Origin of the sequence: Streptomyces sp. TLI_105 (genome assembly GCF_900105415.1) — a bacterium.
In the GTDB taxonomy this organism is placed as follows: Bacteria; Actinomycetota; Actinomycetes; order Streptomycetales; family Streptomycetaceae; genus Streptomyces.
In genome coordinates, this window is sequence record NZ_FNSM01000001.1 from 7,086,193 (window position 1) to 7,110,610 (window position 24,418).

A 24,418-nucleotide genomic window follows, 5' to 3' on the forward strand; every position below is an offset into this window, starting at 1 on the left:
CCCCGTGGATTCGGTTCTCAGATCGGGCGGGCGGTGAACGGCACGAGCTCGCCGGTGCGCATGATGGGCGCGGTGACGTGCTGGCCGCAGGCGACGTACGGCTCGACGATCCGCTCGGGGGTGACCTCCCAGCGGAGGGCGGCGCCGCAAGTACGGTTCGTGTCCACGGGGATGGGGCAGGTGTCGGTGTTCGCGTCGGTCACGAGCGGGTCTCCTCCGTGGGCCGGAGCCGGTTCTGGGGGTGGACGAAGGGGAGTCCGTCCTCGGTGTAGACGGTCTCCGTGAAGGTCTGGAAGCCGAGGGCGTTGAACGCCTTCATGGCCCGCGGCGAGTCGACGTTGCCCAGGTCTTCGCTGCCGATGACGGTCCGCAGCAGGTCTTTCGGTGCCCAGAGGACGGAGCCGACGAGGACTCCGTGGCGCTGGGGGCGGACGTTCGGTGGGACATCGGCGGCGGCCAGCAGGACGGCCTCCTTGATGAGGCTGATCTGTTCGCCGTTGACGGTGAGGGTGTGCGTCATGTGATTCCTTTCGGCACAACGGGGCCCCGGCCACCGCAAGGTGACCGAGGCCGATCGTAGGACAGCCCGCGGGGGAGTCAGGCCGCGAGCGCGGCGGGACGGTACTAGTCGAAGAAGTCGGCGATGTCCTGCAGGACCGAGACAGGGACGGTGCCGAGCACGGTGTTCTGCTCGCTCTCGATGGGCACGGCCGGTGCGGGGATTTCCGCAGTCCTCGACGGTGTTCACCGCGAGACCGCCGCGCGCAGTCACCATGCAAGGAACGTACAAGACCGCGCGAGGGGGCCGGCGGCAGTCTCGGGGCATGACGACGACCGACGACACGCCCGTACGTTTCGACACCAAGATCGCCGTGCTGCTGCGCGAGGACCTGGAGACCTGGCAGCGGCTGAACGTGACGGCCTTCCTGGTCAGCGGACTCGGCACGGAGCTCCCCGAGGTGATCGGCGAACCGTACGCCGACGCCGACGACACCCCGTACCTGCCGATGTTCCGGCAGCCCGTCCTGGTCTTCGAGGGGACCAAGGAGACGCTGACCGCCGCGCACGGCCGCGCCCTCTCCCGCTCGCTGCCCCGGGCGGTGTTCACGACCGACCTCTTCGCCACCGGCAACGACCGCGACAACCGCGCCGCCGTACGGGCCGTCGGCCCGGGACAGCTCGATCTGGCGGGCCTCGCCGTGTACGGCCCGCGCAACGCGGTCGACAAGGTGCTCAAGGGGGCCCGGATGCACCCCTGAACCCCACGGGCCCCGGGCCGGACGGCCCGTCACCCGGCCGCGCGCCCCGCGCACTCCAGCAGGGTGGGGAGCGCGGCGGCCAGCGCCCCCGTCCCGTGCGCGTACGGCAGCCGGAGCCGGTCCCGGAAGCCGTCCACCGGAGAGAACGCCGCCCCGGGGACCACCGACACCCCGTGGCGCCGCGCCAGCTGGGCGAGGGCCTCCGTGTCGACGCCCGGGATCCGCACCCACAGCGCGGGGCCGCCCGCCGGCCTGGTCCACTCCCAGTGCGGGGCCGCCCCGCGCACCAGGGCCTCGGCGGCGTCCCGCTGCCCCCGCAGCTCGGCCCTGCGCCGGGCGCGGGCCTCGGGCAGCCGGTCGAGCAGACGGACGGCGACGAGCTGGTCCACGACCGAACAGGCCAGGTCCACCGAGGTCTTGATCTTCGCGAGCCGGGCCACCACCTGGGGCGAGGACCGCACCCAGCCCACCCGCAGGCCTCCCCAGAACAGCTTCGACAGCGTGCCGACGGTCACCGTGGAGCCCATCGGGAGATCGGCCACCAGGGGAACCGGGGCGGAGTCGTCGCTCCCCGCCGTCCCGTTCCCGAGGGCGAGTTCGGCACAGGCCGTGTCCTCGACCGTGAAGAGCTCCTGATCCGCGAGGACCCGCCGCCACTCCCGGCGCGCGGCGCCGTCGAGCGTGCGCCCGGTCGGGTTGTGGACCGTCGGCTGGAGGTACACGAGCCGGGGCCGCCCGTGGGCGCACAGCCGCCGCAGCTCCGCCGGACCCGCACCGTCCGCGCCGCCGTCCGGCCCGTCGCCGCCGACCGGGACGAGACGCGCGCCGCGCGCCCGCAGCGCCTCCAGGGCTCCCCGGTAGGTGGGGTTCTCCACGACCACCGTGTCGCCCGGCTCGACCAGCGCCTGCGCCACCAGCCACACCGCCTGCTGCGAACCCGAGGTCACCAGGATCTGCTCCGCCTCCGTCGCCACCCCCGCCGCCCGGTAGTACGCGGCGACCCCCTCCCGCAACGCGGGGATCCCGTACGGGTGGTAGCCGTCGTCCCCGAGCAGGTCGCCCAGATCGGCCCGGGTCAGCGCTCCCACCGCCTCGCCGACCGCGCCGAGCCCGGGCAGCGCCCCGCTCGACAGGTCCGCCGCTCCGGAGCCGTCCGACCGCGCGTTGAAGCTCACGAGCCGCCCCTCGGCGACGTACCGGTCGAGCGCCCCCGACCCGCGCAACCGGGAGCCGCTGCCCCGCACGCTCTCCAGCCACCCCTCGCTCTCCAGGAGTCCGTACGCGGCCGTCACGGTGGACCGGCTCACGCCGAGGACCAGGGCCAGTTCGCGCTGCGAGGGCAGCACGCTGCCGCCGGGCACGTCCCCCCGCTCGGCCAGCTCCCGCAGGGCGTCCGCGAGCCGCCGGGGCAGCGGTCCCGACCCCTCCGACGACCAGCCGGTGAGGAGTCGGGACAAACGGGTCGAGGCAATCCTGGCCATGGCACCCATCTTGCTCCACGACGCAGGCCAATCCGCCCCGACTGGTCGTTGTCGCCGCAGGTCACACGTCGGAGGATCGGCAGCGGCGGGACCGGGCACGGGACCGGGTCCGGGACCGGGAGAAAGGTGAGGGCATGGGGACCGTCGTGCTGGTCGGCACACTGGACACCAAGGGGGAGGAGTACGCCTGGCTGCGCGAGCGGCTCAGGGAGTACGGCAGCGACGTCCTCCTCGTCGACACCGGCATCATGCCGCCGCCCGCCCAGGCCCCCGTGGCCGACGTCCCCGCCGACGTCGTCGCGCGCGCCGCAGGACACGACCTGGCGCGGCTCCGGGCCGCCGGGGACCGCGGGGCGGCCGTCACCGCCATGGCACAGGGCCTCGCCCGGATCGTCGTCGACCTCCACCGCAAGGGAAGGTTGCACGCCGTGCTCGCGGCAGCCGGCAGCGGCGGCTCCGCGATCGCCGCCCAGGCCATGCGGGCCCTGCCCATCGGCGTCCCGAAGGTGCTCGTCAGCACCATGGCGGGCGGTGACGTCTCCCCGTACGTCGACAGCAGCGACCTCACCATGATGTACAGCGTCGTCGACATCTCCGGGCTCAACTCCGTGTCCCGCCAGGTCCTCGGCAACGCCGCCGCGGCCGCCGCCGGCATGGCCCGCCGCCACGAGCGCAACCACGACGAGCCCGCGGGCCGGGGACGGCCGGTCGTCGCGGCCACCATGTTCGGCGTGACCACCCCGGCCGTCGACACGGCCCGCGCCCGCCTCGCCGAACTCGGCTACGAGGTCCTCGTCTTCCACGCCACCGGCGCCGGCGGCCGGGCCGTCGAGAAACTAGCCAGGGACGGCATGCTCGACGGCGTCCTCGACCTGACCACCACCGAACTCGCCGACGAACTCGTCGGCGGCGTGCTCAGCGCGGGCCCCTCACGGCTCACCGCCGCCGGCGCCATGGGCATCCCCCAGGTGATCGCCCCCGGAGCGCTCGACATGGTCAACTTCGGGCCGGTCGCCACCGTCCCCGAGCGGTTCGCCGAACGCCGCCTGCTCATCCACAACGCGACGGTGACCCTGATGCGCACCACCGCGCGCGAGATGGCCGACCTCGGCACCGGAATCGGCCGCAAGCTCCGCACCGCGCGCGGTCCCGCCGAGGTCTTCTGGCCCCTGCGCGGCGTCTCCGCCGTCGACGTGGCCGACGGGCCCTTCGCCGACCCGGAGGCGGACCGCGCCGGGCTCGACGCGCTGCGCGCCGCCCTCCGGGGCGGCGAGGTCCGGGTCCACGCACTCGACGCCCACGTCAACGACCCCTCCTTCGCGATCGCCATGGCCGACCGCCTCCACCAGCTGATCACCGAGAAGGCCCGCGCCGCCGTCCGCCGCGACACCGAGGAGTGACCACCGTGACCACCATCAGCCGTCAGGACGTGCTCGACCGACTGCGCGCCCAGGTCGCCGCAGGCCGCCCGATCGTCGGCGCCGGCGCGGGAACCGGCCTCTCCGCCAAGTGCGCCGAGGCCGGCGGGGTCGACCTGCTGATCATCTACAACTCGGGGCGCTACCGGATGGCCGGACGCGGCTCGCTCGCCGGTCTGCTGCCGTACGGGGACGCCAACGCCATCGTCCAGGACATGGCCCGCGAGGTGCTCCCCGTGGTCCGCGACACGCCCGTCCTCGCCGGCGTCTGCGGCACCGACCCCTTCCGCCGCATGGACCTCTTCCTGGACGAGCTCAAGGCCATGGGCTTCGCCGGGGTGCAGAACTTCCCCACCGTGGGCCTGTACGACGGCACCTTCAGGGTCAACCTGGAGGAGACCGGCATGGGGTACGGCCTGGAGGTCGACATGGTCCGCGCCGCCCACGCGCGCGACCTGCTGACCGCCCCGTACGTCTTCGACCCCCGGCAGGCCGCCGACATGGCCGCCGCCGGCGCCGACGTCCTGGTCCCGCACGTCGGGCTCACCACCAAGGGGGCCATCGGCGCGGGCACGGCCATGACGCTCGACCAGGCCGCCGCGGCCGTCCAGGAGATGCACGACGCCGCCAAGCGGATCAACCCCGACGTCCTGGTCCTCTGCCACGGCGGACCCATCGCCGAGCCCGAGGACGCGCGGTACGTCCTGGAGCACACCACCGGCGTCGTCGGCTTCTTCGGAGCGTCGTCGATCGAGCGCCTGCCCACGGAGCGGGCCATCACGGAACAGACCCGCGCCTTCAAGGCCCTCACCACCGGCTGAGGCCGTTGTCGGCGGCGTGCCGTACAACTGAGAACCGAGAGGGGTAGGAACAGGGGCAGGCGCGGGACAGGGGGACTGTACGTGGACACTTTCGCGGACCCGGGGCGCGCCGACCGCGCGCCCTTCGCCGGGCGCGAGCGGGAACTCGCCCGGCTCGACGCGCTGTCGCGCGCCCGGGCCGACGGCGCGGGCCCGGCGGTGGTGGACGTCACGGGCGAGCCGGGCATCGGGAAGACCCGACTCCTCACCGAGTTCGCGGTACGGACCAGGGGGCGCGGCGCGACCGTCCTGCACGGCCGGGCGGGCCCGGCCCCGGCGGACGGCACCCCCTTCCAGCCCTTCGCGGACGCCTTCGCCGACCTGGACCCCCGCGACCACGCCACGGCGCCGGACCTGGCCGGACTCGCGGAGCTCGTCGAGCGCGCGGCGCCGGTGCGGCGGATCGCGACGGCGCTGGGGCGGGTCGTGGCACCCGGGCTCGTGCTCGTGCTCGACGACCTCCACGGCGCGGACGCCGCCTCCGTCGCGCTCGTGGACCACCTCCTCCGGCACCCGCCGGGGGCGCCCTTCCTCCTCGTCCTGGCCCGGCGCAAGCGCCAGACCCCACCCGCCCTGGCCTCCGCCCTCGCGCGCGCCGACGACGCGGGGACCCTCGCGAGACTGGCGCTCGGCCCGCTGACGCCAGAGGAGTGCGCCCACGGACCCGGCGCCGGACTGCCGCCCGAACCGGCGCGGGACATCCACGCCGCCAGCGGCGGAAACCCGCTCTACTACCGCGCTCTCGCCCTCGCCCGCACGCCCCGGGGCGAGGTGGCCGACCCCGCGCCGGTGGCCGCCCTGCTCGACGAACTCGCCCCCCTGGGCCGGACGGAGCGGTCGCTCGTGGAGGCGATGGCGGTACTCGGCCCCCGCGCGACCCCCGAACTGCTCGCGACCGTCGCCGGCGAGGACGCCGGTGCGGACCCGCGGCCGGCGCCCGGGCCGGCGCCCGGCGGGGACTCGGGTCCGTCGGTTTCGGACCTGGCCGACGTGACCGACCTGGCCGACGTGGCTGGTGGGGGCGGAAGTTCGTCGGCCGGGGAACCGCCCGGCGGCGCCCCGCGCCCCTCACCCCGGCCGGGCACCGGTGACGCCACCCGCCCGTCGCCGTCGCCGTCGTGCGGGGCGCTCGGCGTGGCCTCCCGTTCGTCTGCACCGCGCGAGGCGCTCGGCGCGGCCCCGTCTCCGTCCGTGCCGGTGGGGGTCGGCGCGGCACTGCGGGAGCTCGTCCGGCGGGATCTCGTCCGTGCCGACCACGACGGGCATGCCCTCGCGCTGCGGCACCCCGCACTGTCCGAACTGCTGCTCGGCACGCTCGACCCCTGGCGCCGCCGGGAGCTGCACCGGCGGGCCGCCGCGGCGCTCACCGCGGTCGGAGCGCCCGTGACCGAGCGGGCCCCGCACCTCGTGCGGGCCGCGGCCGTCTGGAACCCGGCCATCGCCGCCCAACTGGTCGAGGCCGCCGAGCGCATCACGGCGGCCGACCCCTCGCGCGCCGCCGACTGGCTGGGCGCCGTGCTCGACCTGCTGCCCGACCTCCCCGAACACCACGGCACCCGGCGCGAGCTGACGCTCCAGCGGGCCGACGCCCTGGGCTCGGCGGGACGCGTCGCGGAGAGCCGGGACCTCCTCCACCGCCTCATCGACGACGACCACGGCGAGGAAGGAGCGGAGGGCGCGGAACCGCGGACCTCGGCCGTGCTGCTCTGCGCGTTCATGGAGCGCCACCTCGGCCGCTACCCCGAGGCGGACGCCCTGCTCCGCCGTGAACTGGCACGGACCCCCGGGCCCCGGCCGGACCTGCGGACCCGGCTCGTCGTCGAGTGGGGCTGCCGCGCCCTGTTCGCCGCCCGCTACCCCGAGGTCCGCCACGTGGTCGCGGAGACCCTCGACGCGACCCGGCGGCGGCGCGACGACGCGGGGACGGCCGAGGTCCTGACGCTGGCCGCCCTCGGCGAGGTGTACGAGGGCGAGACCGCGGCCGCCCGCGCCCACGCCGCCGAGGCCGCGGCCCTCACCGACTCCTTCACCGACGGCCGACTGGCCGACCACCCCGAGTCGTTGGTGCGCCTCGGCTGGAGCGAGGCCTTCCTGGAGCGGTACGGGACGGCCGAGCGGCACGCCACCCGGGGCATCGCGATGGCCCGCCGCGCCGGACGCCCCTTCGCCCTCTCGCAGCTCCTGCTCTGCTCGGCGTACGTCCACCTCCTGACGGGCAGGGTCGGCACCGCACTCGACCAGGCCGAGGAGGCCCTCGCGGTGGCCCGCGCCCTGGGCGGCGCCGAACTCATCGGCTTCAGCCGGGCGATCCGGGCCACGGTGCTCCTGCACGCCCGGCCGCTCGGCGACCCCGAGGTGCCGGCCGCCGCCGAGGAGGCCGCGGCGACCGTCGGCACCGCCGAAGGCTGGTGGGCCACCCAGGCCCGCTGCATGCTCGCCCACACCGTCCCGCTCGACCAGGACCCGCACCGGGTGCGGGAGGTGCTCCTGCGCGCGGGGGGCGACCGGGACCTCTCCCGGCTCCAGCCCTCCCTGCGCCCCGGCTACCTCGAAGTCCTCACGGGCGCCGTCCTCGCCGCCGGGGACCTCCCGGAGGCCGAGCGGGTCGCCCGCCGGGCCCTCGCGGAGGCGGAGTCGCTCGGGCTGCCCGTCCAGAGGAGCGCGGCGCGGCGGGCCTGGGGCCGGGTCCTGGCCCGGCGGGGCGAACCGGCGGCCGCCGCCCGGGCGTTCACCGAGGCGGCGGGGGACAGCGCGCGCTCCGGTGCGGTCCTGCGCGAGGCCCAGGGCCTGCTCCTCGCCGCCCCGCAGCTCCAGGCCTCGGGCGACGCGGAGCAGGCCGCCGGCGCCTGGCGCGGGGGCCGCCGGCTGGCCGCCGGTGCGGGCGCCCGCATGCTGGTGGACCTGGCCGACCGGACCCGGCCCGCGCCGCCCCGAGGCGACGGCACCGGCGGCCGGCTCGCCGTCCTCACCCCGCGCGAGCGGGAGGTATCGGCCCTGGTGGCGGAGGGGCTCACCAACCAGGCCGTGGCCGACCGGCTCTGTCTGAGCCCCCGCACGGTCGAGAGCCATGTCGCCCGGGTCTACCGCAAGACGGGGGTGGAGACCCGGGCGGGACTGGCCTCGCTGGTCGTCAGGGACGAGAGGGCGGCAGGTCAGTCCTTGCGGGGATAGGCGGCGGTCACCCGGCCCTTGGCATCGGCCGTCAGATAGGCCACGCCGTACGTGTCGGACAGGTAGACGCTGAGTCCCGCCTCGCTGCCGAGGAGCGTCGAGCCCGGCGTGAGGACGACGTAGCGGCTCGTCGGCTCGTCGACGCCGAGCTCCTTGTCGGCGCGCTTCATGAGCGCCGGGAGCGCGTCCCACGAGAACGCGTCCAGGTCGGCCGGGACGGCGCCCGGGAAGGCGGTGCCGCCGGGCCCCTGCCGGACGGCCACGTCACCGCCCCGGTACATGTACCGGTCGTACCGCTTCGTGCTGCCCTTGACCAGGCACTCGGCCACCGCGTAGTCCGGGTAGACGACGAAGCTGGTGACCTTCGCCCCGCCCGAGGCCGCCTTGACGGCCGCCACGGCGGCCCGGACCCCGTCGGCCGTCAGCAGGTCGAGCTTCTCCGGAGCCGTCTCCTTCGCGGGCGCCGACGTGGTGGGGTGCCGCGCGTCCGGGCCCTGCCGTGAGGGAGCGGCGGTGCTCGGGCCGGCCGGCCGCCACTCCCAGTTCATCGCGGCCACGGGAATCCCGACGGCGAGCACGACGACGGCCGCCGCCCCCAGGAACCGCCCGAGACGCCCGCGCCGCCTCCGCCCGGCGCCGGAGGGCGGGGCGTCCGCCACCAGAGCGGTCCCCACCGGAGGACCCTCCACCGGAGCGGCGCCCGCTGGAGAAGCCTTCGCCGGAGCGGCGTCCGCCGGAGTGATCGTCGCCGGAGCACCTGTCGCTGGCGCGGCCGTCACCGGTGCGGCCCCTGCCGGTGTGCCTGCTGCTGGCGCGTCTGCCGTCGGTGCGGTCCCCGCCGGTGTGCCTGCTGCTGGCGCGTCTGCCGTCGGTGCGGTCCCCGCCGGAGCGCCCGCCCCTGACGCGTTCGCCGTCGGCGCGGGGCCCACCGCCGAGGCCTTCGTCGGCGTCGCGCCCGTTGGCGTCGCGCCCACTGGCGCAGGGCCCCCTGGTGTCGCGTTCTCCGGCGCGGTGCTCGGCGGTGCGAGCCGGAACGAGGTCGTCCCTCCCGCTGCGGAGGCCGCCGCCTCCTCGGCCACCGCCTCCTCGGCCGCCGCCCCCTCGGCCGCCGAGCCCTCCGCGGAGTTCTCCGTCGCGGCCGTCAGCGCGCGGTCGAGTTCGTCCGCGTCGGGCCGGGCGGCAGGGTCCCGTACGAGCAGCCGGGTCAGTACGCCGGTCAGCGCGCCGGCCCGCAGGGGAGGGGGCACGTCGTCGGAGAGGACGGCGGCGAGGGTGGCCAGGGTGTTCTCCCGGCGCAGCGGGTGATGGCCCTCCACCGCCACGTACAGGAGCATGGCGAGCGACCAGAGGTCGGCGGCCGGGCCGCTCGCGCCGCCGCGGATCCGCTCGGGCGCCATGTAGTCCGGCGAGCCGATGATCGAGCCCGAGGCCGTCAGGACGGTGGACTCGCGGATCGCCGCGATGCCGAAGTCGGTGAGCACCGGCCGCCCGTCCGGCCGCAGAAGGACGTTGGCGGGTTTCACGTCGCGGTGCTCGATGTCCCGCTCGTGGGCGGCGCGCAGGGCGGACAGCAGCTCGCGGCCGAGCGCGGCGGCCTCGGCCGGCGTCATCGTGCCCCGCTCCAGCCGGTCCTGGAGGGAGCCGCCGGTGACCAGCTCCATCACGAGCCACGGGTAGGTGCCCTCGCCCGCGTCCACGATGTGATGGATCGTCACCACGTTGGGGTGGTCGATCCTGGCGAGGGCGCGTGCCTCGCGCAGCACGCGCGCCCGCAGGGTCCGGGCGCCCTCGACGTCGTGCTCCGCCATCGCGGGGTCCGGCGGGCGCACCTCCTTGACCGCCACGTCACGGTGGAGGGCCAGGTCACGGGCGCGCCACACCGTCCCCATCCCGCCGCCGCCCAGCCGCTCCACCAGTTCGAAACGACCGTCGATCACTCTGTTCACACGCACCCCTGTACTCGGGTCACACTCTGCTCCTCGCGGCGCCGCGGGCCGCGGGGCCCGGTTCCGGTCCCGCCCACCTCGCCGTACACGTCCACCTGGTAGCGGCCGGGCGGCCCGTACGGCTCGGGCAGCCCGCGCAGCCACGCCCGGGCGCCGTCCGGCTCCCCGTCGTCGCCCGCCCCCCCGCGTCCCGCCTCCCGTCGGGCCTCCGTCTCGACCACCTCGGCGGCGGCCGCGCCCCACGCCTTCCGTACCTGCCGGGCGCGGCCGCGCAGGGAGCGCGCCGCGGCGGTGTGGTCACCGGCCGACCGCCACAGGTCGGCGGCCCGCTCATGGGCGCGGGCCGCCTTCTCCGGCGCCCCCGCCGCACCGAGCGCACGCGCCGTGAGCTCGCTCAGGGCCGCGCCGTGGCGCAGGTCGTCCCACCGCCGGACCTCCGCCGCCCCGCGCGCGAACTCCCGCGCCGCGCGGTCGGGTTCGCCGAGGCCCAGCGCGCAGTAGGCGAGCCAGGCCCCGGCCCGTACGCGCGCCGCCTCGTCGCCGTCGTCGGCCTCGGCGAGCCCGGACAGAGCCTCCCGCAGTACGGCGGAGGCCTGACGCCAGTGGCCGCGCTCGGCCCGCGCGATGCCGAGCGCGAGGCGGGCGAGGGTGCTCAGCCGCCCGTCCCCGGCCACCGAGTCGGCGTGCCGGACGGCCTCCCCGAGGAGGGAGACCTCTTCGTCTCCGGCCGGGCGGCCGGGGGCTCCGGCGAGCGTGCGCGCGAGGGCGAGGCAGAGCCGCGCCCGGTCGGCACGGCACCCCTTGGGGGCCGTCGTGCCGAGAGCGGAACGGAGGAGCGCGGTCGCCTCCTGACGGGCGCCGGTGGCACGGAGCACCCCGGCGAGAAGGAGCACGCTCTCGGCGGCCGGCCACGGCCGGCCCCCGGCGTGGTGGTCCGCCATCGCGGCCCGCAGCCGGTCGAGGGCGGCGGCCGGGTCGTCGGGCGCGGTGACGCGGCCGAGCAGCGTACGGGTCTCGGCGAGCACGCCGAGGACGGCCGGGGCCGCCCGGTGCGGTGCGACGAAGGCGATGAGCCGTGCGAGCTCCGCACGCAGCGCGGCGGCCTCGGCGATGGGGTCGGGGCCGGTGTCGAGGAGGTCCGCGCGGGCCCGGCAGCGCAGCAGGAGCACCGTCGCGGTCTCGGCGGCGGTGGCCCGCCCGGCGGTGTGCAGGACGGTCGCCCGCTCGCCCAGCTCCCCGAGGCCGGCGCAGACCGTCGCCCCCGGTTCCGGGTCACCGAGCAGCGCCCGCGCGCGCGAGACCAGCGCCTTGCCGTGCTCTCCGGCCCGTTCGTGCAGGTCGGCGGCGCGGGAGAAGAGCGGGGCCGCCGCCTGCCGGGCCCGGCCCCGGCAGGCGAGCGCGGTCGCGTCCAGGGCGTCGGCGTGGTCACCGGGCGTGAGGGAGCAGTCGGCACGCCGCAGGGCCGTCGCCGCCCGCTCCCAGGCGCCGCCGGCCGAGGGGTGCCCGTCGGCGGTGAGCCGCCGGGCCCGGCGCAGCAGCTCCTGCGGGTCCTCCGGCTCCTCGCCGTGGCCGGACCCCGGGTCGTACGGAGACGCGCCGGGACGGAACTCGTCGGGCGAGCGGCTGCTCATGCGGGCTGCTCCGGGGAGAGGGGGACGCGACGGGACACGCAGAAGGACGGGACACGCAGAGGGGCGGGGACACGGAGAACGGAGGAGCGGGGGCACGGGGGGGCACGGAGAAGGGCGGAGGGATGGGGAAGCGGGAAAGGGACGGGGAAGCGGGAAAGGGGCGGTACGCCCCTCCGCACAGGTCGGACCGACTCTCGCACCCCCGCCCCGCCCCGCACATCCGTAGAACTACGGAACCCTCACCGGCACCCCGCACCGGACCCGCACCGCCCCCGTCGACCCGGGCGGAGACAGCGGGCCCCTACCGATCGGCCGCACTGCGCAGCGCCCGCCCTCGGCTCCTCGGATAGGGTGATTCGGTAGGGATTGCGCCCCCCGGGGCCGGGCCGATGCGTAGGTCGAGGCGTTGGAGACTCATCAGTCGTCGAGCAGGGTCCCGCAGCCGCCCCGGGCGGCCGTCGGGGACGCGGGTGTGCTCCGCGAGCTGTTGCCGATCGCCCTCTGGCGGGAGGACGCCGAGGGCCGCATCGTCGAGTGGTCGCTCGCCGCGCAGGACCTCCTCGGCCACCGTCCGGAGCACGTCCTCGGAAGGCTCGCGACCCCGCTCCTCGTCCCCGACGCCAACCGCGAACTCGCCGACCGGCTCACCGACCGCGTCCAGGCGGGCGAGACCATGGTCGGTACGCTGCCCGTCCGGCACCGTGACGGCCACGCGGTCACCATGGAGATGTGGATCGTCCCGGCCGCCGACCCGCAGGGACGCCCGGGGGCGATGCTCATCGCGGTGGAGACCTCCGAGGTCCTGCGGATGCGGGAGAACCTGGCGGCGATGGAGAGCCTCTTCACCCAGTCGCCCATAGGTCTCGCCCTGCTCGGCCCCGACCTGCGCTTCCTGCGCGTCAACGACGCCCTGGCGCGGATGAACGGCGTGTCGGCCGCCCAGCACGTGGGCCACCGGCTCACCGAGGTCGTGCCCGACGTCAACGCCGCCGGGCTCGAATCGCTCATGCGCCAGGTCATGGAGAGCGGTACGGCCGTGGTGGACGCCCGCCGGGTCGGCCGTACCCCCGCCGACCCCGACCGGGACCACATCTGGTCCTGCTCGTACGCCCCGCTCGTGGACCGCACCGAACGGCGGCCGCTCGGGCTCATCGCCTCCCTCGTCGACATCACCGAGAGCCAGGAGGCGCACATCGAGGTCGAGCGCGCCCGCCACCGCTTCGCCCTGCTCGCCGAGGCCGGCGCCCGGATCGGCACCACCCTGGACCTGAAGCAGACGGCCGAGGAGGCCGTCCGCTTCCTCGTGCCGCAGCTCGCCGACTCGGCCGACGTGCAGATGCTGGAGTCCGTCCTCGAACCCGACGACCCGGCGGACTCCAGCCGGGGTGTGCTGCGGCGGCTCGCCGCCCAGTTCCCCGACCCGACCGCGCCCACGGCCCTCCTCGTCCCGGGTCAGACCTTCCAGATCCCCCTCGACTCCGTGTACGAGCAGGTCGTCGTCCACGGACGGCCCACGAACCTCTACACGACCGACATCCCCAAGCTCTTCACCGACCCGCGCACCGAGGCGCTCCGCACCTACTTCGCCACCCGCATCGGCTCGGCCCGGCTCGTGCCCCTGGTGGCGCGGGGGCAGGTGCTCGGGGCGATCACGGTGACCCGGCTGAAGACCCGTGAGCCCTTCGACGCGCAGGACTGCGTCCTCATCGACGAGGTCGTCGCCCGGGCCGCCCTCAACATCGACAACGCCCGCCTCTACACCACCCAGCGGGAGGCCGCCCTCACCCTGCAGCGCAGCCTCACCAACAACGAGCTCCCCGCCGTCACCGGCCTCGAACTCACCGGCCGTTACCTCCCCGCCAGCTCCCACGACGTCGGCGGCGACTGGTTCGACGTCATCGCGCTGCCCGGCGGCCGGACGGGCCTCGTCATCGGCGACGTCATGGGCCACGGCATCCACGCGGCCGCCGTCATGGGCCAACTGCGCACCGCCGTGAGGACCCTGGCCCGCCACGACATCGCACCGGCCCGCATGCTCAGCTCCCTGGACGCCGTCGTGGCCGACCTCGGCGAGGACGAGATGGCGACCTGTGTCTACGCGGTCCACGACCCGGCCACCGGCGGCTGGGTCATCGCCCGCGCCGGCCATCCGCCGCCGGCCGTCGCCACCCCGGACGGCACCATCACCTTTCTCGACGGACCGCCCGGGACCCCGCTGGGCACCGGAGCGCACGACTTCGGTACGGAGGAGGTCGTCCTGCCCGAGGGCGGACTCCTCGTCCTCTACACGGACGGTCTCATCGAGGCCCGCGACCGCGACCTCGACCAGGGCATGCGGCAGCTCGCCGAGGCGCTGCGGCCCCTGGACCGGCCGTTGGACACGCTGTGCGACGACGTCCTCGGACGGCTCCTCGCGGGCCCCGCCCAGGACGACGTGGCGATGCTCCTCGCCCGCACCCTCCGCTGAACCCCGCTACGCGCGCAGCCGGTGCAGATCGCGGAGGAGGGCGATCTCGGCCCCGTGGTGCAGGAGTTCCTGGTTCACCCACCAGACGATCTCCAGGAAGGGGTTCTCCGGGTCGCTGCCGTGCGGGTAGGTGCAGTGGCCCACCGTGTCGAGCGCCTTGTCGTCGACGGACAGCAGCGCCTCGCGCCACGCGGCCGCGGCGGCGTCGAAGGCCGGCAGGGCGGTGGCGACGTCCCCGCAGGCCCGGAAGTCGTCACGGGTCAGGCTGCGGCTGCCGTTCGTGTGGTCGGCGCGGAGCGCGAGCATCTCGGAGAGGTGGCTCAGCCGCCAGGCGATCGTCGTGAACGGCGGCGGCGCGGGGTGTGGCGGAGGCGTCGTGTCCCGGCCCCACTCGCCGGCACCCACCAGGACGGTCGCGCGCGGCCCCGGGCCGTCGGCGTGCCGCCGGACGGACCAGCAGTCGGGCACCGGCTCCCAGAGGTACTCCGCGTCGGTGATCGGACCGACCTCGACGTCCGTCCCGTTGCCGCTGTCCATCACCGGTCCCGTCAGTCGGTCGGTGAGCCGCCGCCGGGCGAAGTCGAACTGGTCGAGGAGGGGGACGAGCCGCTCGGGCAGGGGCACGGGACGCTCCGGATCACACGGGGACAGGACCGTCGCACCCTGCCACAGGAGCCCGCCCGGCGCCCGCGAATATCCCTGCCCGATGCCCGTGGACATTCCTCCCGGGCGCCCGCGAACACCCCTGCCGGCCCCGGCAGTCGGGGATCAGGACCGATCGATGTGCACGCTGGTCGACTTCACGCGGGCGGTGGCCTGCATGCCGACCTCGAGGCCCAGCTCCTCCACCGCCTCGCGGGTGAGCAGCGAGACGATCCGGTGCGGACCGGCCTGGATCTCGACCTGGGCGGCGACGTCGCCGAGCTTGACGGCGGTCACGATCCCGGGGAAGGCGTTGCGGGCCGAGGTGTACGGTTCCTCCTCGTCGCCGGCGGCGCCCTGCCCGACCTCGACGGAGAAGGCGGCCAGATCACGGCCGTCGATGAGCCGTCGGCCGTTCTCGTCGCGGTGGGTCGTGACCCGGCCCGCGTCGGCCCAGCGGCGTGCCGTGTCGGGGCTGACGCCCAGCAGGCGTGCCGCCTGACCGATGGTGTAGGACTGCATGCCGGCCACGCTAGGCCGTACGGAATCCCCCCTGCAAGGCGTCGGGGGCCGGCCCGCGACGGCTGCCCGACCACGGGGACGGGCCGACCGGACAGAGCGGTGGCTCAGGCCGTGCCCGACCGCCGCCCGACCGCCTCGACCAGCGGCAGCAGCCGGTGCGCCACCCGTTCCCGCAGTGCGATCTCGGTGCGGGTGCGGACCACCCCGGGCAGCTGGATCAGCCGCTGGATGACGTCCTCCAGGTGTCCGGCGTCCCGCGCCACCACCCGGGTCAGGAGATCACCGCCGCCGGTGATGGAGAAGGCCTCCACGATCTCCGGCACGCCCGCGAGCGCGTCGCCGACCTCGTCCAGGTGACCCTGCGTCACCTCGACGTGCACGAAGGCGAGTACCGGGTGCCCCAGTGCGGCGGGGGAGAGGACGGGCCCGGTCGCCGTGATCACCCCGTCCCGCTCCAGGCGGTCGATCCTCGCCTGCACGGTGCCCCGGGCCACCCCCAGGATCCGCGCGTACTCGCGCACGCTGGTCCTCGGCTGCTCGATGAGCAGCCGCAGGATCCGCGTGTCGAGTTCGTCCACCGCCATGCTCCGTCGGCCTCCTTCGCCCGGCTCGTCCGATTTCCGACTGTACCCACGCCCCCGGAGGGTGCCGCGCCTCCGGGTCGTGTCCGGAACCGCCTGTTCAGGCGGCCGAAACGCGGGAAGCCCCCGCCGGGGCGGAGCCGTATCCCGTACGGTCGGTGCCGCCGGCCGAGCGCCCGGGCCGGGGCCGCCGCCGATGGGCCCTGGCCTCGGCCCTGTTCGTGCTCGGGGTGTCGATCGGCGGGTACCTGCTCCACGGCCGGGGGACCGACGCCGCGCCGGCCGTGGGCGACTGCCCGTCCCACACCCGTACCGGGCCGGGGAGGTACGAGCCAGGCCCTCCCCGCAGGACCGACTGCGCGGACCCCGGCGCGCGCTTCACCGTTCTGGTGCTCACCGGTCCGGACGGCGCCTGCCCGGGCGTCCCCCGGCCGGGTGGACGCCGGCCCGGAGGGAAGCTGTGCGTCGGTCCGTGTGTCGACGTGGGGGACTGCGTGGACGCGGGGGCGGGCACTGCCGGGTACATCTCCGCCGAAATGCTGTGGACGGTGCGGCCGTGCGGCGGCCCGCGCCCCGGGCTGTGGGCGTCCGGCGTCGTCGAGTCCGCGTCCCTGACCGAGGCGGAAGAGACGTCGGTGCTCTGCGGCCCGGGCTGCTCGACCGATTCGGACAGCTTTCCCCGGACCGAGAGCGGCCCCTTCGACTTCTGCCTGGTGGAGGCGTGACCGGCCCCCTCGGGCTACGGCACTCCCTCCGGCTCCGTTCGCGAGGCGGCGCGATCTGGGAGAGGCTCGTCGGAACCGGCTGAGGCGCGGCCGGGCACTTGCGGCGGGAGCGACGACGAGTGGACACGGACGGCGGGCAGGATCCGGCGGGCACGCCCCCGCCCGGGGCGGCCGAGCCCTGGAGCGCGGAGACCGCGTGGGGCGACGCCGTCCTGGACGCGGTGTTCACCCAGTCCGACATCGGGGTCCACGTACTCGACACGGACCTGCGCGTCGTCCGGGTGAACGCCGTCGCCGCCGGACTCCAGGGCGTCCCCGCCGACCGCCTGCTCGGCATGCCCGCCGTCGAGGCGTACGCCTCGTTCGCCGGCGTGCACGCCGACGAGGCCGTCCTGCGCGAGGTCCTCGAGACGGGCCGCTCCACGACCGAGCGGCTCGTCACCGGTCACCCGCCCGGCGCCGAACACACCGAACGCGTCTACTCGGCCTCCGTCCACCGCCTCCAGGACGACGCGGGCCGGGTGCTCGGCGTGGTCGTGACCAACACCGACGTCACCGATCGCGAACAGGCCCACGCCCGTCTGCGGCTCCTGCACGAGGCGCACGAGCGGATCGGCACCGGTCTCGACGTGGAGCGCACCGCACGGGAGCTCGTCGACGTGACCGTGCCGGCGTTCGCCGACTCCGTCGTGGTCGCCCTCACCGACGCCGTCCTCCGGGGGCAGGACCCGGCCCTCCAGTCCCGGGACACGGTCCCGCTGCTGCGCTGCACCGCCACCGGCGGCACGGGGACCGGACCGGAGTGTCCGCCGGCCGGTGCCGTGCTGCTGCCGGGGATCTTCGGGGACGGGGAGCCGACGCCCGCGCCTCCGCTCCCGCCGGCGGCGACGAGCGACGAGCGGGCGACGCGTCTCGTGGTGCCGCTGACCGTACGCGGGCAGATCTTCGGCGCGGTCGCCTTCCAGCGCCTCGTCGGCGCGGAGCCGTACGGCCCCGAGGACCGCGCCCTCGCCGACGCCCTCGCGTCCCGTACCGCGAACTGTCTGGAGAACGCGCTCCGGTACACCCGCGAGCACATCGTCATGACCGCCCTGCAGAGCTGGCCGCCGCCCAAGGAGGAGGCCACCCAGAGCGCCGTCGACGTGGCCGGTCGCCACCGGCCCGGCGGCAGCGGCGCCGGCTCCTGGTGCGACGTGATCCCCCTGCCGAGTGCGCGCGTGGCCCTCGTCGTGGGGCAGGTGGAGTCCCCGGGGCCCGGGGCCGTCGCCACCATGAGCCGTCTGCGCACCGCCGTCCACAGCCTGACCACGCTCGACCTCGACCCGCACGAACTGCTCGCCCGCCTCCACGCGACCACCCTCCGGCTCGCCGCGGAGGGCCTCGCCGCGGAGGGCCCGGGGGTGGAAGGCCTGGCGGCGAAGGGCCTCGCCGTGGAAGGCCTGGCCGCGGAGGGCGAGGTGACGGCCGCCGGCACGCCCCCCGACGCGCCGTCCCCCGACGCCCACCCCACCGCCGGCTGCACGATCGCCGTCCACGACCCCGTCGACGGGCGGCTCGACATCGCGCGCGCCGGCGCCTCCCTGCTCGTCGTCGTCCACCCCGACGGGACGGCGGACACCCGGCCGCTCGACGACGGGCCCCTGCTGGGCGCCGAAGGCCCGCCGTTCGCCTGCGCGACGCTCCACCTGCCCGAGGGCAGCACCCTCTGTCTGGCGTCCGACGGCGAGGACCCCCGGACGGAGGACCTCATGGCCGCCCTCGCCCACCCGGAACGCGACCCGGAGGCGATGGCCGACGACGTGGAACGGCTCCTCGCCCCCGACCGGGTCCTGCTCGTCGCCCGCACCCGCCACCTGCCGCCGGACGAACTCGCCGAATGGGAGATCCCCTACGACCTGTCCGCCGTGGGGACGGCGCGGGCCCACGTCGAGGACCGGCTCCGGCGGTGGAACCACCCCGCCGACCCGTTCGCGGTGACGCTCGTCGCCAGCGAACTCGTCACCAACGCCCTCCGCCACGGCGCCGCCCCGGTCGTCCTCCGCCTCATCGCCGACGGCCCGTCCCTGACCTGCGAGGTGAGCGACGCCGGCCAGGCCGCGCCCCACCTCCGCCACGCCAAAGCCGTCGACGAGGGCGGCCGCGGCCTCCTGATCTGCGCCTCCCTCGCGGACAACTGGGGCGTGCGGTACACCGACGGCGGCAAGACCGTCTGGGCCGAACTGAACGGGGACGGCGTCCAAGGGGGGTCTGACAATCCCTAGGAGGCGACCCGTCGGGCCGCGGCACCGGCTCCGGGACGCGCCTGGTCACGGAGCTCGCCGGCCTCTCGCCGGCGGCCCCGACACCGGCGGCCTCGCCACGCCGCTCACCCCGTTCACCTCGGGCGACGAGCACGTCGTCGACCGCCCGGTTCGGCGGTGTGGGCCAATGGCTCCGTCCGGTCACCCCTTCCGCCTGGGCGCTGGGCCAATGGCCCACCCCTTCGTCTGTCGGTTGAGCCGCTGTACCCCCTCCGGTCTATCCTTGTAGCCATCACACATCTTCGGCGCCGCAGCGCCGTCCGGCGACGAGGCCGGACCGGTCCGCGGTGCTTTCGTCGTGTCCGAGCCCCCACCACCCCAGGGGAAGCTCGCGCGCGGTGAGGGACAGATCAAGGGGGGCGGAATTGGCCGCCGTGCAGAAGTACTTCATGGCCCCGGATCCGGGGTTCGTCCGGCTCCGGATCTCACTCCGTGCCGTCCTCGGCGTCGCGCTCGCGGTCGCCCTGGCCGAGCTGTCCGGTCTGTCCCTCATCGCGTCCATCACCGCCGGGCTCGCCGCGCTGCTCGCCCTCTTCACGGTCGCCGACCCCTCGGTGCGCCGCCAGGCCGTCACCACCGCCCTGCTGCCGACGGTCGGATTCCCCGTGCTGGCCCTCGCGACCCTCCTGCACGGCGTCCCGCTCCTGCGCGACGCGGTCTGGCTGCTCGTGATCTTCGCCGGCGTCTACGCGCGCCGCTGGGGACCGCGCGGACACGCGCTCGGCATCTTCGCCTTCATGCAGTTCTTCGTGACCCAGTTCCTACACGCCCTGCCCGCCCAGCTCCCCGAGCTGTACGCGGCCACCGGCATCGCCCTGGGCGCGGCCGTGACCGTGCGCTTCGTGCTGTGGCCCATCGAGCGTCGGGTCCCGCCGTCGGCCGTGCCCGCCGCCCTGCCCGGCACGGGGCTCGCCCGGGCCACCACCCGTCAGGCCGTCCAGGTCTCCGTCGCCTCGGGGGCGGCCCTCGTCATCGGGCAGTTCCTCTCGGAGGAGCGCTGGTACTGGGCCGTCGGCACCGTCTGGTGGATCTTCGTCAACACGGCCTCGCGGGGCGAGACGCTCGTACGGGGCTTCCGCCGCGTCCTCGGCACCGTCACCGGCATCGCCGCCGGATTCCTCGTCGCCGTCCCGCTGGGGGGCGCGCCCGTCGTCACCGCCCTGCTGGTCGCCCTCTGCGTGTTCGGGATCTTCTACGCCGCCCCCGTCTCGTACAGCTGGATGATCCTGGCGGTCACCGTCATGGCCAGTCTGCTCTACGGACTGCTGGGGGTGCTGGACGGTGCGCTGCTCCTCCTGCGCGTGACCGAGACCTGCGTCGGGGCCGCGTGCGCCGGCCTCGCCGTGACGCTGGTCCTTCCCGTCCGGACGCATGCGACGAACGACGCGTGGATCCAGCGAGCGCTCCTCTGCGTCCGGGCCGCCACCTCGGCGTCCGTTCGCCGTCTGGCCGGCGAGGAGGCCGCCGACCCGACGCCGCACGCCGCGGAGCTGGAGGCGCTTCTCGGGCGCGTGCGGCTCTCGCTGGCTCCGCTGGTGCATCCGTTGACCCCGTTCAGGGGAAGGAAGCAGCGAGCACGCCGAGTCCTCGCGCTTCTCGACGAAGCGGCCGGGGAGGTGCGGGGGCTGGTCGCCGTCGCCGCCGACCCGGACGCCAGTCACGACGCTCGCCTGGCTGCCGCCTGCTGGCGGGTCGAAGCCGCCGTGGAAGCCCTCACTTCTCGCGGACGGGCCGCGGTGGAGCCGGTCGGTCATCTCCGGATCGAGGGCCATGCCCACGCGGGTGCGCCGGCTCTCGCCCACGCGAGCGGGCTCGCTCGCGTGCTCACGGAGCTGGACGCTCCGCTGAGGACCCCGCCCGGTGCGTGGATGCTCCGCTCCTGAAGCTCCGAGTTCCCCCGCCGCCTCCGCGCCGTGAGGACCAGACTCCCCCCTTTGGTCTAGACCGCCTGCTACCGTCGGCCCGACGAGACGACGGCCGGTCGACCGCGACCGGCCCGGGGGCAGGGGAGGCGCCGTGGGCGGCACAGGGACGGTCCGAGGCCGGAGCGGGGTACGGGCGTACATCGGCTCCTTCACCACGGCGGGCGGCCGCGGCGTCCTCGCCGCCGACGTGGACGAGGAGACCGGCGCGCTGACCGTCACCGGCGGCAGCGACGCCGTCGCCGACCCCTCCTTCCTCGCCCTCGCCGGGCCCGTGCTCCACGCCGTGTCCGAGACCGGGGCGGGCGCCGTCGCAGCCTTCGACGTCACCGGCCCCGTGCCCCGGCCGCTCGGCGCCCCCGTCCCCGTCGACGGCGCGGGCCCCACCCATCTGGCGCTCGCCGCCGGACACCTCCTCACCGCCAACTACACCTCCGGCAGCGTCACCGCCCTGCCCCTGGCAGAGGACGGCACCGCCCGCCCCGCCACGGCGGTCCTGCGGCACGAGGGCAGCGGTCCCGTCGCCGACCGCCAGAGCCGCCCGCACGCCCACCAGGTGCTCCCCGACCCCAGCGGTCGCTGGGTCGTCAGCGTGGACCTCGGCACCGACTCCGTACGGATCTGCGCGCTCGACCCCGCGACCGGGGAGCTCACCCTCCACGGCGAGACCGCGCTGCGCCCGGGCACCGGGCCGCGCCACCTCGCCTTCCATCCGGCCGGCGCGCACGCGTACGTCCTGAACGAGCTGGAGCCCACCCTCACCGTCTGCCGCTGGGACGCCGTGGAGGGCGTCCTCGAACCGCTCCGGGAGACCCCCGTCGTCCCCGAGGGCGCCACCGGCCCCTGCTTCCCTTCCGAGGTGGTCGTCGCCCCCGACGGCCGCTTCCTCTGGGCCGCCGTGCGCGGCGCCGACACCCTCGCCGTGCTCGCCCTCGGGACGGACGGCGCCGAGGCCGGTCTCGTCGCCACCGTGCCCTGCGGCGGCACCTGGCCCCGTGACCTGACCCTCGACCCCTCCGGCCGGCGCCTGTACGCGGCGAACGAGCGCTCCGGGGACGTCACCTGGTTCACCCTCGACCCGGAGACCGGGCTCCCGTCGCGCGCCGGCGCGATCGCGGCCCCCGCCGCCTCCTGCGTCGTCCTCGGCTGAGCCCCCGGCCCCGCCGGACACGACGAAGGGCCCGCACCGGACTAATCCGGAGCGGGCCCTTCCGTGCGACGCGAGGCCGGGCGCCTCAGCGGGCGGGCCTCAGAGCGAGGGCGGGCCTCAGAGCGACGGGGCGCCCTGCGGCTGCTGCGGCGCGATGCCCAGCGCGGCCGTGTACTGCGAGAGCACCAGCTTGCCGATGGCCGGGTAGGCGCCCAGCGGTTCGGCGGCGGCGCACCCGGCCTCCTTCGACGCCTCGTCGAGGAGGCCGTCGGCCAGCTCGGGGCCGATCAGGTACGGGGCGAGGGCCAGCTGCTCCGCGCCGGCGGCGCGCAGCTGCTCGGCCACGGAGGTGATGGAACCCTCCTGGTCGAGGGCGGCGGCCATCACCGGGACGGCGAGGCGTGCGGCGAGCAGCATGCCGGTGATCCCGGCGGCCTGCACGGCCTCCTCGCCACCGACCGTGGCCAGGATGATGCCGTCGGCGGCCGTCGCGACCGTGAACAGCCGGGCGCGGTCGGCGCGGGCCAGACCGGCCTCGGAGAGGCGCACGTGCAGCGCCTCGGCGAGCAGCGGGTGCGGGCCGAGGACGTCGGTCAGCTCGGCGGTGTTGCCGCCGTCCATCAGGGCCTGGCGCACCTGGCGCATCTGGGCGCTGTCCGGACCCGCCAGCAGCGGGACGACGACCGCGGCGGGGCCCGTCGGGGCGGTGGCCTCACGGCCGGCGGCCAGGGCCAGCTCGTACCGCTCGGTGCGCAGCGTGGCGGCCGCCGTGAGGACGGACGCGAGCGAGGGGAACTCGGTGTCGTCGCCCTCCAGGAAGCCGATCGCGGCCTCCAGGCCGGGCAGCTCGGAGCGGGCGATGCTCACGACCTCCTCGGCCAGCGAGCGTATGGCGTCGGACGGCACGCCGGGAACGGCGAGAACCAGTGCGGGAGCGCCCTCGGGCGCCGCCGCGGGTTCAGGGCGACGGTGCCGCCCGGACTGGCGGGGTCGAGGCATTCGTACAGGCAGGCCGGAAGCAGGCCCAGTGGGGGAGCTCATGGCGCCGCATGCTACTGGTTTCACCCGTCGCGCCGTCGGCTGAGGTGCGGTCACGCGCCTTCCGTCCCCCTATGTCCGCTCTGGGGTCGGACTTCCCTTCCGCCACGCTTTCGCGCCCGCCCCGGCTCCGGTTCCGCTTCCTTCCCCCCCGTCGACCCTTCCGCGCCTTCTCCCGCTCCCGCGCACCGCGTTCCAACTGGGCGGACGGCCTCGCCTACGCCGCTCCGGCACCGAACAGGCGGAGCAGCGACGGGTCTTCCGGCAGGCGCAGGGCGCCGGTGGCGAGCGCGGAGGCGAGGGCGACCGCCCCGGCGAGCGGGTCTCCCGCCGCCTCCACCGTCCGGGCCCCCGGCAGCAGCTCCCCGAGTGCGGACCGGAGCGGTGCGAGCAGGGGCTCGCCCATCCTGAAGAGCCCGCCGGTGAGGGCCACCAGGGCGCCCGGCTCCGCCGGGCACGCGGCCTCGGCGGCCTCGGCGATGTGGGCGCCGGCCCGCGCGAGGATGCCGGCCGCCACGGGATCCGTCGCGGCGCAGCGCCCCACCTCGGGGGCGAAGGAGGCGAGCACCGCGGGCCGGTCCGTACGCGGGTAGAGCAGGCCCGGCAGTCCGGCCGCCGGCCCGAAGAGCTTCTCGGCCCGGGTCAGGAGCGGCGTCGAACCCCCGCGCCGCCCGTCGTGCGCGCGCATCGCCGCCTCCAGGCCGGCCCGGCCGATCCAGGCGCCGCTGCCGCAGTCGCCGAGGAGGTGCCCCCAGCCGTCCGCCCGCCGCCAGGCCGTCAGGTCCGTGCCGAGCGCGATCAGGCCCGTGCCGCCCGCGACGACGGCGCCCGGCCGCTGCCCGAGCGCTCCGGCGTAGGCGGTGACCGCGTCGGCCGCGAGCGCGAGACGGCGCACGCCCCAGGCCTCCTCGAAGGCGCGCGGCAGTTCGGCCCGCAGCTCGTCGCCGAGGGTCGCCATTCCGGCGGCGCCCACGGCCGCGGCGGCGACCGGCCGCGCGCCGGCCCGCTCCCGCAGGGCGGCGACGGCGGGCAGGACCTGCTCCAGGAAGTGGCCGGCGGAGATCCCGCCCGGTCCCGTCCGCACCGGTTCGCGGGAGGAGACGGTCTCCAGGACGGCGCCGTTCGCCGCCTCGGCCAGCGCGACGCGGAGCCCCGAACCACCGGAGTCGACGCCGACGACCAGGGCCCCGGCGGCCTCGTGCGCGGAGGGGACGGGAAGTACGGAGTCCACGGGATCCACGGAGACCACGGTGCACCATCCTCGGAGGCGTGAGCGGGAGCGGGCGGAGGTCCGGGCCGGACCGG

Annotated in this window: 19 protein-coding genes; 9 read left to right on the plus strand and 10 right to left on the minus strand. The window is 76.0% G+C overall.

Features of this window, described 5'->3' with window-relative positions:
- Positions 1-17: 17 nt before the first annotated feature.
- Both BLW86_RS32430 and BLW86_RS32435 read right to left on the minus strand, forming a co-directional pair.
- Positions 18-203 carry a hypothetical protein gene (locus BLW86_RS32430; RefSeq protein WP_093877320.1) on the minus strand — a complete coding sequence of 62 codons (186 nt, stop codon included), beginning with the start codon at positions 201-203 and terminating at the stop codon, positions 18-20.
- Positions 200-520, minus strand: coding sequence for a hypothetical protein (locus BLW86_RS32435; protein ID WP_093877321.1), 321 nt, complete (start codon positions 518-520; stop codon positions 200-202). The genes BLW86_RS32430 and BLW86_RS32435 overlap by 4 nt, the downstream gene beginning before the upstream one ends.
- A 253-nt stretch (positions 521-773) precedes the next feature.
- Between BLW86_RS32435 and BLW86_RS32440 the strand changes: the two genes are divergently transcribed.
- A complete protein-coding gene (locus BLW86_RS32440; protein WP_371129630.1) occupies positions 774-1,259 on the plus strand; it encodes a DUF2000 family protein in 486 nt (161 codons plus the stop codon).
- A 29-nt stretch (positions 1,260-1,288) separates the two neighbouring features.
- Here BLW86_RS32440 and BLW86_RS32445 read toward each other — a convergent pair whose 3' ends face one another.
- Positions 1,289-2,740, minus strand: a complete 1,452-nt coding sequence (locus tag BLW86_RS32445; RefSeq protein ID WP_177181814.1) for an aminotransferase-like domain-containing protein — start codon at positions 2,738-2,740, stop codon at positions 1,289-1,291.
- Positions 2,741-2,874: 134 nt separating this feature from the next.
- Here BLW86_RS32445 and BLW86_RS32450 point away from each other — a divergent pair, with 134 nt between their 5' ends.
- From BLW86_RS32450 to BLW86_RS32460, 3 genes are all read left to right on the plus strand, one after another.
- Entirely contained in the window at positions 2,875-4,140 is a 1,266-nt protein-coding gene (locus BLW86_RS32450; protein WP_093877324.1) for a Tm-1-like ATP-binding domain-containing protein, read from the plus strand.
- A 5-nt stretch (positions 4,141-4,145) separates the two neighbouring features.
- Positions 4,146-4,979 (plus strand): phosphoenolpyruvate hydrolase family protein, encoded by an 834-nt coding sequence (locus tag BLW86_RS32455; protein WP_256341489.1) that lies wholly within the window; start codon positions 4,146-4,148, stop codon positions 4,977-4,979.
- A gap of 81 nt (positions 4,980-5,060) precedes the next feature.
- A complete protein-coding gene (locus BLW86_RS32460) occupies positions 5,061-8,189 on the plus strand; it encodes a helix-turn-helix transcriptional regulator (protein WP_107466160.1) in 3,129 nt (1,042 codons plus the stop codon).
- Here BLW86_RS32460 and BLW86_RS32465 read toward each other — a convergent pair.
- Together BLW86_RS32465 and BLW86_RS32470 are read right to left on the minus strand one after the other, a co-directional pair.
- Positions 8,171-10,078: a serine/threonine-protein kinase gene (locus BLW86_RS32465; RefSeq protein ID WP_371129682.1), complete on the minus strand. Its 1,908-nt coding sequence runs from the start codon at positions 10,076-10,078 to the stop codon at positions 8,171-8,173. The genes BLW86_RS32460 and BLW86_RS32465 overlap by 19 nt on opposite strands.
- Positions 10,079-10,131: 53 nt before the next feature.
- Positions 10,132-11,766, minus strand: coding sequence for a hypothetical protein (locus tag BLW86_RS32470; protein ID WP_093877327.1), 1,635 nt, complete (start codon positions 11,764-11,766; stop codon positions 10,132-10,134).
- A 406-nt stretch (positions 11,767-12,172) separates the two neighbouring features.
- Between BLW86_RS32470 and BLW86_RS32475 the strand changes: the two genes are divergently transcribed.
- Complete coding sequence (locus BLW86_RS32475; protein ID WP_093877328.1) at positions 12,173-14,233, plus strand: SpoIIE family protein phosphatase; 2,061 nt, start codon at positions 12,173-12,175, stop codon at positions 14,231-14,233.
- A gap of 6 nt (positions 14,234-14,239) precedes the next feature.
- Here BLW86_RS32475 and BLW86_RS32480 read toward each other — a convergent pair whose 3' ends face one another.
- The 3 genes from BLW86_RS32480 to BLW86_RS32490 form a co-directional block, all read right to left on the minus strand.
- Positions 14,240-14,857, minus strand: a complete 618-nt coding sequence (locus BLW86_RS32480) for a DinB family protein (protein ID WP_093877329.1) — start codon at positions 14,855-14,857, stop codon at positions 14,240-14,242.
- A 144-nt stretch (positions 14,858-15,001) separates the two neighbouring features.
- The gene (locus tag BLW86_RS32485) at positions 15,002-15,397 is read right to left on the minus strand and encodes a TOBE domain-containing protein (RefSeq protein ID WP_093878985.1); all 396 of its coding nucleotides are present in this window, start codon (positions 15,395-15,397) and stop codon (positions 15,002-15,004) included.
- Positions 15,398-15,501: 104 nt separating this feature from the next.
- Complete coding sequence (locus BLW86_RS32490; RefSeq protein ID WP_030686050.1) at positions 15,502-15,981, minus strand: Lrp/AsnC family transcriptional regulator; 480 nt, start codon at positions 15,979-15,981, stop codon at positions 15,502-15,504.
- A 155-nt stretch (positions 15,982-16,136) separates the two neighbouring features.
- Here BLW86_RS32490 and BLW86_RS32495 point away from each other — a divergent pair, with 155 nt between their 5' ends.
- The 4 genes from BLW86_RS32495 to BLW86_RS32510 all read left to right on the plus strand — a co-directional run bounded on the left by BLW86_RS32495 (position 16,137) and on the right by BLW86_RS32510 (position 22,075).
- Positions 16,137-16,703, plus strand: a complete 567-nt coding sequence (locus BLW86_RS32495) for a hypothetical protein (protein ID WP_093877330.1) — start codon at positions 16,137-16,139, stop codon at positions 16,701-16,703.
- Between the two features lie 119 nt (positions 16,704-16,822).
- Complete coding sequence (locus BLW86_RS32500) at positions 16,823-18,964, plus strand: SpoIIE family protein phosphatase (protein WP_177181815.1); 2,142 nt, start codon at positions 16,823-16,825, stop codon at positions 18,962-18,964.
- Between the two features lie 428 nt (positions 18,965-19,392).
- A complete protein-coding gene (locus tag BLW86_RS32505; protein ID WP_093878986.1) occupies positions 19,393-20,886 on the plus strand; it encodes an FUSC family protein in 1,494 nt (497 codons plus the stop codon).
- Between the two features lie 133 nt (positions 20,887-21,019).
- Positions 21,020-22,075: a lactonase family protein gene (locus tag BLW86_RS32510; protein WP_093877332.1), complete on the plus strand. Its 1,056-nt coding sequence runs from the start codon at positions 21,020-21,022 to the stop codon at positions 22,073-22,075.
- Positions 22,076-22,192: 117 nt separating this feature from the next.
- Here the strand turns inward: BLW86_RS32510 and BLW86_RS32515 are convergent, their stop codons facing one another.
- Both BLW86_RS32515 and BLW86_RS32520 read right to left on the minus strand, forming a co-directional pair.
- Positions 22,193-23,116 carry a sirohydrochlorin chelatase gene (locus tag BLW86_RS32515; RefSeq protein WP_093877333.1) on the minus strand — a complete coding sequence of 308 codons (924 nt, stop codon included), beginning with the start codon at positions 23,114-23,116 and terminating at the stop codon, positions 22,193-22,195.
- Positions 23,117-23,330: 214 nt separating this feature from the next.
- Positions 23,331-24,353, minus strand: a complete 1,023-nt coding sequence (locus tag BLW86_RS32520; protein WP_256341490.1) for an N-acetylglucosamine kinase — start codon at positions 24,351-24,353, stop codon at positions 23,331-23,333.
- Between the last annotated feature and the right edge of the window lie 65 nt (positions 24,354-24,418).